Source organism: Nocardiopsis protaetiae, from assembly GCF_045446735.1.
Lineage (GTDB): Bacteria > Actinomycetota > Actinomycetes > Streptosporangiales > Streptosporangiaceae > Nocardiopsis > Nocardiopsis protaetiae.
The window spans coordinates 1-8,496 of record NZ_JBJJBV010000283.1; the positions used below are offsets into that span (position 1 = coordinate 1).

Annotated in this window: 9 protein-coding genes; 1 reads left to right on the plus strand and 8 read right to left on the minus strand. The window is 74.4% G+C overall.

Annotated features, from left to right (window positions below; all coding sequences use genetic code 11):
- Nucleotides 1–53: 53 nt before the first annotated feature.
- From ACJOT3_RS29155 to ACJOT3_RS29175, 5 genes are all read right to left on the minus strand, one after another.
- On the minus strand, nt 54–773 hold the full coding sequence (locus ACJOT3_RS29155) for a hypothetical protein (RefSeq protein ID WP_406976338.1): 720 nt from the start codon (nt 771–773) through the stop codon (nt 54–56).
- Nucleotides 774–1,044: 271 nt separating this feature from the next.
- Complete coding sequence (locus ACJOT3_RS29160; RefSeq protein ID WP_406976339.1) at nt 1,045–1,791, minus strand: hypothetical protein; 747 nt, start codon at nt 1,789–1,791, stop codon at nt 1,045–1,047.
- Nucleotides 1,792–2,090: 299 nt separating this feature from the next.
- A complete protein-coding gene (locus ACJOT3_RS29165; RefSeq protein WP_406976340.1) occupies nt 2,091–2,876 on the minus strand; it encodes an SDR family oxidoreductase in 786 nt (261 codons plus the stop codon).
- Between the two features lie 100 nt (nt 2,877–2,976).
- Nucleotides 2,977–4,026: an NAD(P)-dependent alcohol dehydrogenase gene (locus ACJOT3_RS29170; protein WP_406976341.1), complete on the minus strand. Its 1,050-nt coding sequence runs from the start codon at nt 4,024–4,026 to the stop codon at nt 2,977–2,979.
- 374 nt (nt 4,027–4,400) lie between these two features.
- Nucleotides 4,401–5,009 carry a CGNR zinc finger domain-containing protein gene (locus tag ACJOT3_RS29175; protein WP_406976342.1) on the minus strand — a complete coding sequence of 203 codons (609 nt, stop codon included), beginning with the start codon at nt 5,007–5,009 and terminating at the stop codon, nt 4,401–4,403.
- Nucleotides 5,010–5,132: 123 nt separating this feature from the next.
- Here ACJOT3_RS29175 and ACJOT3_RS29180 point away from each other — a divergent pair, with 123 nt between their 5' ends.
- On the plus strand, nt 5,133–5,678 hold the full coding sequence (locus ACJOT3_RS29180) for an HPP family protein (RefSeq protein WP_406976343.1): 546 nt from the start codon (nt 5,133–5,135) through the stop codon (nt 5,676–5,678).
- Between the two features lie 385 nt (nt 5,679–6,063).
- Here ACJOT3_RS29180 and ACJOT3_RS29185 read toward each other — a convergent pair whose 3' ends face one another.
- The 3 genes from ACJOT3_RS29185 to ACJOT3_RS29195 all read right to left on the minus strand — a co-directional run.
- Entirely contained in the window at nt 6,064–7,287 is a 1,224-nt protein-coding gene (locus ACJOT3_RS29185; protein ID WP_406976344.1) for an NAD(P)/FAD-dependent oxidoreductase, read from the minus strand.
- 88 nt (nt 7,288–7,375) lie between these two features.
- The gene (locus ACJOT3_RS29190; protein ID WP_406976345.1) at nt 7,376–7,573 is read right to left on the minus strand and encodes a ferredoxin; all 198 of its coding nucleotides are present in this window, start codon (nt 7,571–7,573) and stop codon (nt 7,376–7,378) included.
- A partial coding sequence (locus ACJOT3_RS29195) for a pyridoxamine 5'-phosphate oxidase family protein (protein ID WP_406976346.1) occupies nt 7,570–8,496 on the minus strand: 927 nt, incomplete at its 5' end. The genes ACJOT3_RS29195 and ACJOT3_RS29190, both read right to left, overlap by 4 nt.

The window sequence follows — 8,496 nt, forward strand, 5'->3', positions numbered from 1 at the left end:
GCCGGGCGCCCCCATGGGCCCGGCGGTCCGCTCCCTCGCTCCCAGGTGATGCCTCACGCCCAGGTGATGCCCTCCAGGACGCGCAGCATCTCCTCGGGGTCACCCGCCGGGAAGTGCTCCTCGCCCTCCCCGACCCAGTCCGGGTCCGACAGGTTCACGACCACCGCGACGCCGGGTTCGGGGATCCAGATCGCGACCGCGCCGGTGTAGACGCCCGCGCCCGAGTCGAACTCCCGGGTCTCCCCGTCGCCCAGGAAGTCCGCCCGGTCCGAACTCCCGTACACCTCGAAGTAGGAGTCGAGGTCGGTGAAGGCCTCCGAGCGCGTCACGTACACGCTCATCGTCTCCTCCGCCAGCAGCATCGAGTCGTCGCGGGACCCCTCCGACCACGTCTCCGCCTGGAACCCGTCCTCGGTGAACCAGGTCCGGTTCATCTCGGCGCCGGTGGCCTCGACACCGTCATCCCAGGCGGCGTCGAACGGCTCGCCGGTCACGTACTCCGGCAGGTACCCGAACTCGAACCCGTCCAGCGGGCCCTGCGCCGGGGCGTACCCCTCGATCTCCAGGTAGGCGAGGGCCTCCTCCCGGGTGATGTCCTCGACGCGGGAGGCGGCGCACTCGCCCCAGTCCTCGGTGGCGGCGGCCGATCCGGTGAGCGCTCCGTTCAGGGGGGCGGGCGCTGCGCCCAGGGGCAGCAGCACGGCGGCCGTCACCGCGCCGGCGGCCACGGCCGCTCCGGACGCGGCGAGCAGGTACTTGATCGAAGGGTGCATGGCGGGTCCTCTCTCGGTCGGCGGGGTCGCCGTCATCAGCTGTGTCGCCGTTCGCGGCCCCGTGGTTCGTGACGGAGCGTGAAACAACGGGTTCTGGCCGGATGCGGACATGGTTATTGCTGTGCGCTACAGAAATATCACTAAAAGAAACATATATTGTTATAAGACAAACATAGTGTTGGCTTTCGGGTGGGGAGTGTGCCCCGCCGGACGCGCGGACGCGCGGACGCCGCCGCCCGCTGAGCGGACGGCGGCGTCGTTGTAGAGCGTGTCAGGCCGGGACGACGCCCTCCACGATCTTCAGGACCTCGTCGTGGTCACCCACCGGCTCCAGGGACTCCTCGTAGTACTCCTCCTCGTCCTCGTGGTACTCCTCGTCGTAGTACTCGCCCTCCCAGGACTCGTCCCACAGGAACACGGTCACCACGACACCCGGCTCGGGCACCCACAGCGCGTCCTCGCCGGTGTAGTAGCCCTGGCCCGACTCCAGCTCGCGGACGTCCTGGCCCGCGAAGTAGTCCTCTACGGTGGAGTCGAGGAACTCCTCCAGGTAGGACTCCACGTCCTGGATGCGGTCGTCGCGCTGCACGCTCACGCTCAGCGCGCTGTCCCAGATCGCGTACTGCTCGACCGGCTCCCCGTCCTCGCCCGGCCAGGTCTCCAGCTGCACGGTGTCGGGGTCGATCCAGTCCCGGCTGTGCTCGGCGGGCCAGTCGCCCGTCTCGTCCTCCCAGAGGGAGTCGAACGGCTCACCGGCCGCGAACTCGGGCACGTAGGTGACGTCGTACCCGTCCAGCGGGCCCTGCGCCGGGGTGTGGCCCTCGGCCTCCAGGTAGGGGAGGGCCTCCTCCAGGGTGATGTCCTTGATGTAGGGGCCGGTGCACTCGCCCCAGTCCTCGGTGGGGGTGGTCGGGTCGGCGAACGCGCTGCCCAGGGGCAGCAGTACGGCGGCGGTCACGGCGCTGGCGGCCACGGCCGAGCCGGTCGCTGCGAGGGCGGTCTTGATCGAGGGGCGCATCGGGGTGTCCTCCTTGGGTCGGCGGGGGTCGCCGTCACCATCTCTGTCGCCGTGCACCACCCATCTGGTTCGTGACGGATCGTGAAAACACGAATTCTGGCCGGATGCGGACAGATTTCTTGCTCACAGCCATGAGATGTGCACGGAAAGAAACTGATGCTCCCTGATAACAAACATGATGTTGGGATAATCGCGATAAGTGTTGGTTGCTCACGGTGAGAAAAGGGGGCCCGGGCCCGACGCCGACGGGCGCCGGGGGACCCGCCCCCCGACGCCCGTCGGCTTTCGGGCACCCGCGGTCACACGGTGGGGATCGCCCCGCCGTCCACCCGGATGACCGACCCGGTCACATAGGCCGCCTGCACGCTCGCCAGGAACGCCGCCACCGCCCCGTACTCCTCCGCCCGGCCGTAGCGGCCCACCGGGATCGACGCCGCGGCGTCGCGCTCCACCTCCTCCACCGTGCGGCCCTCCCGCTCGGCGCGCGCCCGGTCCAGCGCGTCGGTGCGGGCGGTGGTGATCCGGCCCGGGACGATGACGTTCACCGTCACCCCGTCCGCGGCCACCTCGTTCGCCACCGTCTTGGACCAGGAGTGCAGCGACGCCCGCAGCGTGTTGGACACCCCCAGGTTCGGGATGGGCGCGACCGGCCCCGCCGAGGTGCTCGTGATGACCCGGCCCCAGCCGCGTTCGCGCATCCCGCCGATCACGGAGTCCGTCAGCCGGATCACCGGCAGCACCATCGCCCCGTACATGTCCTCCCACAGGCCGGGCTCCTGGCCCAGCGCCGGGGTGGGCGGCGGGCCGCCGGTGTTGTTGACCAGGATGTCCACCGGCCCCAGCCGCTTCTCCACGTACGCGGCCACCTCGGCGGCGCGGCCGTGGTCGGCCAGGTCCCACTCCACGGAGAGGGCCGACGTCCCGTGGGCGTCGCAGTCCTCCACGGTCCTCGTCAGGCGCTCCTTGTCTCGGCCGGTCACCGCCACGTTCACACCCTCGGCGGCCAGGGCGATCGCGATCGCCCGCCCCAGCCCCGAACTCGCCGCCGTCACCAGCGCGGTCCTGCCCGCGATGCCCAGTTCCACCTGTTCCGCCTTCCCTGGCCCGGTATCGGTCGCGCGCACTCTACCGAGAACCCGCCCGCACGCGGAACGCCCGGCCGGAGCCGGGCGTTCGCGGCGGGTGTCACCCCCCGTTCGGCACCACCACGGCGCGGCCGGAGACCTCCCCGGCCTCCAGCCGCCGGTACGCCTCCAGGGCGTCCTCCATGCCGAACCGCTCCACCTCCGGGCGGATCTGCCCCGCCCTGTACATGTCCACGACCTCCCACAGGTCCTCCACCGTCCCCCAGTACGTGCTGGTGACGTAGGACTCGTACGGGGCGGTGAAGAACGAGAACTCGTGGGTGCCGCCCGCGATGCCGACCACCGTCACCCGGCCGCCCTGGGCGATCGACGACGCCGCCGTCGCGATCGTCGGGGTGATCCCCACGAAGTCGAACGCCGCGTCCACACCCCGGCCGCCGGTGATCTCGCGGATCTCCTCCACCTGCCGGTCGCCGCCCGCGACGGTCACCGCGCCGTTCTTCTCCGCCCGCGCCAGCGCCTCCGGCTTGACGTCGGTGGCGATCACCGTCGCCCCGGTCAGCGCCCTGAGGATCTGCACGCCGATCTGCCCCAGCCCGCCCAGGCCGATCACCAGGGCGTGCCGACCGCCGCCCGCCAGGTGCGGCAGCGCCTGCTTGATCGCGTGGTAGGGCGTGAGCCCGGCGTCCGACAGCGGGGCCGCGTCCACCGGGTCGGCGTCGCCCAGCGGGACCAGGTGGTGGGCGGGCACCGTCATGAACTCGGCCATGCCGCCGTCGCGGCCCAGGCCCGTGGCCAGGTAGGGCATCGTCGCGGCGTTCTCACAGTAGGTGTCCTGGCCGCGCGCGCACTTGCGGCAGTGGCCGCAGCCGATCGGCCCGTACACCAGGTAGGCGTCGCCGACCCTGACGCGGTCGCTCACACCCTCGCCGAGCTCCTCCACCCAGCCGGAGTTCTCGTGACCCAGGACGAACGGCGGCCTCTGCGCACCCGGCGCGCCCTCCTTGAAGTGCCGGTAGACGCTCACGTCGGAGTGGCAGGCGCCCGCGCCCGCCACCCGCAGCAGCACCTCGCCGGGGCCCGGCTGCGGCTTGGGGACGTCGGTCAAAGACGGGAACGTCTCGTAGTTCTCGAAGGCCACTGCTCGCATCGGCTGCTCTCCTGTTCGTCGACCGCTCGACGCTATCAACGCAGCTCAGGGCGGTTCGCCAACGGAGATCCCGGAATCGGTCGACACTTCTTGACCCGCTCCGGTGCCCCCGGCCGGGCGGTGTTCGGCGCCGTTCACGCGCCGCGCCCCGCCGGTCGGCCGCCTCCGGCCGGGCGGTGTTCCGCGCCGCTCGGCCGCCCCGGCACCCGCCGTGTCGGGCAGCCCGCCCGGAGGCGGTTCTCCCCACGGCGCTCACCCGCCGCGGCGTTGACCGTGCCCGGTGACTCAGACCCGGGCTCGCCCCACCCCGCTTACCCGCCGCGGCGGTGGTCGTGCCCGGCGACCCTACCCGGAGCCGGTTCTCCCCACGGCGCTCACGCGTCGCGGCGTTGGCTGTGCCGGGCGACCCGCACCCGGGTACCGCAGCCGGGCGAACACCACTCCCTGCGGGGGTGGGTGCGCAGGTAGAACAGCACGCACCCGGGGGCGGGGCAGGCGCGCAGCGGCGACGGCCCGGGCGCGGTGAGCAGGTCCACCGCGGCGCGGGCGACCCGGGCCCGCACGGCGGTGGGCGGGTCGGCGGCGTCGGTGCGCGGCAGGCCGGGCCCGCGCCCGGCCGGCGGCAGCTCCACCCAGTCCGTGCTCGTGCGGACGAGCGCGTTGAGCGCGGCCACGTCGGCGGGTTCGGCGTCCTCGTCCGCGGTCGCCGCGGCGAACAGGCGGCGCAGGATCTCGCGCAGGTCGAGGAACCCGGCGAGGGCCGCACGGCCCCTCGCGTCATCGGCGGCGGGGAACGCCCCGGTGCCGTCGCCCGGGGATCGGCCGCCCAAGGGCTGGCCGTCGACCCACGCGGCCAGATCGGCGGGGGTGCGCAGGACGTCCACGAGCCGACCGCGCAGCCCGCCCCGGATGAACACGGTGTTCACCAGATCCACGGCGGGGTGCTCGCCGCGGACCGGCATGTCGTCGACGGAGAGGTCCATCACCTAACGGTAGTGGACCTTGTCCGCCGTTAGGTACCTCTGCGAGACTCCCGAGGAGCGCAAGCTAACGGATAAAAGCACATTTACCCATTAGGAAAGTTTGACTACCGGATCGGGATCCGTATGACCTCGAACGCCACCCCCGCCCCCGCCACCCCCGCCGAGCGCCCGCGGACCCTCGCGTCCCTGCTGGCCGGCCGAGCCCCCGCCCCCGCGGGCACCCGCGCGGTCCTCGTCGGCACGGCGACCAGCGTGACCGCCCTGCTGCTCCTGGCCGCGGGGACCGTCCTACTGGACGTGCCCCTGCTCATCCCGCCGCTGGCCGCGAGCATGGCCCTGGTCGCGGGCGCACCCGCCCTCCCCCTGGCCCAGCCCCGGAGCGTCGTGGGCGGGCAGCTGCTCTCCGCGCTCACCGGGTTCGCGGTCCTCCTCGTCGCCGAACCCGGTTTCTGGGCGGGCGCCGTCGCCGGCGGGCTCGCCCTGGGTGTCATGGCCCTGGCCCGGACCCCGCACTCCCCGGCGGCGGCCACCGCCGTGATCGTCGCCGTGGAGGCCCCGTCACCGCTGCCCTTCCTGGGCCTGCTGGTCGCGGCCACCGCGGTCCTGGTCGCGGTGGGCCTGATCGGCGCACGCGCCTCCGGGCGCCCCTACCCCGCCTACTGGTGGTGACCGCACACCAAGGAGGGCACCCCCGCCCGGGGGTGCCCTCCCCACCTGCCGAGACCCCAACGACGCCCCGAGAGGCGATCCCCGCGCCTCCCCGCCGATCCCCGCGACGGCGCCTTCCGCCCCCAGGCATGCCCCGGAGCGCGGCGGCACCGCAGGTCGGCACCCCACACCGCGGCCGTGCCCCGGCCGACGGCGACGGTGCGGGGGCGTCTCCACCCCGCCGCCATGTCCCGGAGCGCGGTAACCCCATGGGCGCGACGCCTTCCACACCCCGGGTCCGCCCAGGAACGCGGTGGCACCGCATGCGGTACCGGCCGCACCGCGGGCATACCTCGGTCCACGGCGGCGGCGCGGGGACGGCACCACCCCGTCGCCATGGCCCGGATCACGCGGACGGTGCGGTGACCGCTCCCTCCATGTTCCGGGCGACGGCCTGCCGGTGGGCGGCCAGGCGGGAGGTCCGGTTCACCGTGAGGGCGCCGACCATCCGTTCCCCCCGGTGGTAGGTGACCTCCAGGCGCCGCTGCCGGGGATCGTGCTCGCGGACCTCGGCGCGGTCCGCCGCCCGCGGCAGGCCCACCGACCGGATGCGCAGGCCGAACTGGTCCGACCAGAACGAGGGCACCACAGACCCCTCCGGAGGCGGGTCGCCGAGCAGGGCGGCCGCCGCCCCGGCGGCGTGGTCGACGGCCTCGCTCCAGTGCCCGACCATCAGGTGGGCGGGCGACCCCGGCCCCGGGAAGGGGTGCGGCGCCGCCGCCACATCGCCCAGCGCCACGATGTCCGGCACGGGTTCGCCGCGGTGGTCCAGCGCCCTCCGGCGCCCGTCGCACAGCAGCGCGCCGGTGCCCGGGTCAAGGCCCAGCCCGGAGCCCCGCAGCCACCCGGTGTTGGGGCGCGCGCCCAGGGCGAGCACGACGGTGCGGGCCGCCACCCGGCTCCCGTCGGACAGCAGGGCCGAGCCCCGGCGGTCCGGCAGTTCCGCCACGGTGGCGCCCATGCGCAGGTCGACCCCGGCGGCGGCCTGCACGGAGCCCACGAAGCCCCCGGCCGCCGGGCCGACGGCGGCCTCCAGCGGGTGCCGCCCCGGGTCCACCAGGGTGACCGGCAGCCCCATCGACCGTGCCGCCGAGGCCACCTCGCTGCCCAGGAACCCGGCGCCGACCACCAGCACGGGACCCCCGCCGAGCAGCGACTCCCGCAGCGCGACCGCGTCGCGGCGCCCGCGCAGCAGGTGGACGCCGCGTTCGGGGACCGCGCCGGGCCACGGCGCGGCCGAGGCCCCGGTGGCGATCACCAGCCCCCCGTAACGCAGCGCCGTGCCGTCGTCCAGCGCCACGGTGCGGGCGGCCCGGTCCAGCCCGACCGCCGCGCGCCCCGGCACCGGCCGCGCGTCCAGGTCCGCGGGAACCGGCAGGTCGGTGGCCGACACCGGCAGCCGCCCGGCCAGCACCTCCTTGGACAGCGGCGGCCGGTCGTACGGCGGATCGGGTTCGTCGCCGACGAGGACCAGCCGCCCCGCGTACCCGCGTTCGCGCAGCGCGGTCGCCGCCCGCAGCCCGGCCAGCCCCGCCCCGACCACGACGATCGGGTCGAGGTCCCCGCTCACGTTCCCGCCCCCGCCTTGCCGGCCGCCCGGACCGGGCGGCCCGCGATGGCCCCGGCCGGGGCGGGCGCGAGGTTCCCGGTCATGCCGCTCACACACCCACCCCCTCGACGGTGATCGCCCGGACGGGGCAGCTCGCGACGGCTTTGGCGACGGCGTCGGCCGACGCCGGGGACGGCGCGGGTTCGTACACGAGGTTCTCGTCGTCGTCGAACGAGAAGACCTCGGGCGCGGCGAACACACACTGCCCGTGGTTCTCGCACAGCTCACGGTCGACACGGATTCTCACAGGGACGCTCCACTCTGGGACGCGGGGACGACGGGCGGGTTGAACTTGGAGTACAGCGGCGCCCCCGGGGCCAGCAGCCCCCCGCCGGGCACGGACACCGACCGCTCGACCTCGAACTCCACCGAGCGGTCGGTCCCGTCCCAGCGGATGCGGGCCGCGCCGGTGAGGTGCAGGACGCCGCCCGTCTCCCAGTCCGGGAACAGCAGCCCCGCTTGCGGCCGCGCCCACAGGTTGCCCAGGGTGTTGAACATGGCGTTGCCGACGTAGTCGGGCCACTCCAGCCGGGTGGGGGAGTGCACCCGCACGAAGCCCGGGGCGCCCCCGCGGTGGCTGGCGTCGGTGGCGCCGCCGGGGTCGGCGGTGGCGACGAAGAACGTGTCCGCCCCCTCCACCAGCCGCTGCTGCTCCGCGGACAGCCGGTCACCCGTGGTCGGCGTGCCCCGGCTCCCGGCGGGCGGCGGCTGCGGCACACGTTTCTGGATGTACTTGGGGCAGTTGGCGTACACCTGGTCGGTGGTGACGCGCAGCCCGCCCGAACGCGGGTGCGCGACCCCGTTGATCCGCATCCGCCGCCGGGTCTGCGGCTCGATGGCCAGCATCCCGACGCGGACCGGAGCCCTCCCCAACAGCCCGTCCAGGGGGTCGCCCGCCCCGGGCAGGGCGTCCACCTCCAGGGTGCGGGGCCCGAGCACGCGCACGAACCCGGGCGGGCCGCCGAGCAGGGTGCACCACGGGTCCCCGCCCCCGTCCACGGCGCCGACGACCAGCGAGGTCCGTTCGGCGAGGAAGGCGGCGGCCACGTCGGGGATCTCCGCGCGGATCGCCCCGTCGGAGAAGGCGGCCTGTTCGCTCAGTCCCGCCCGTTCCTGCACGGCGCGTTCGCCGGGGTGGTAGCGGGTCACCATGGTCTCTCCTCGGGTCGG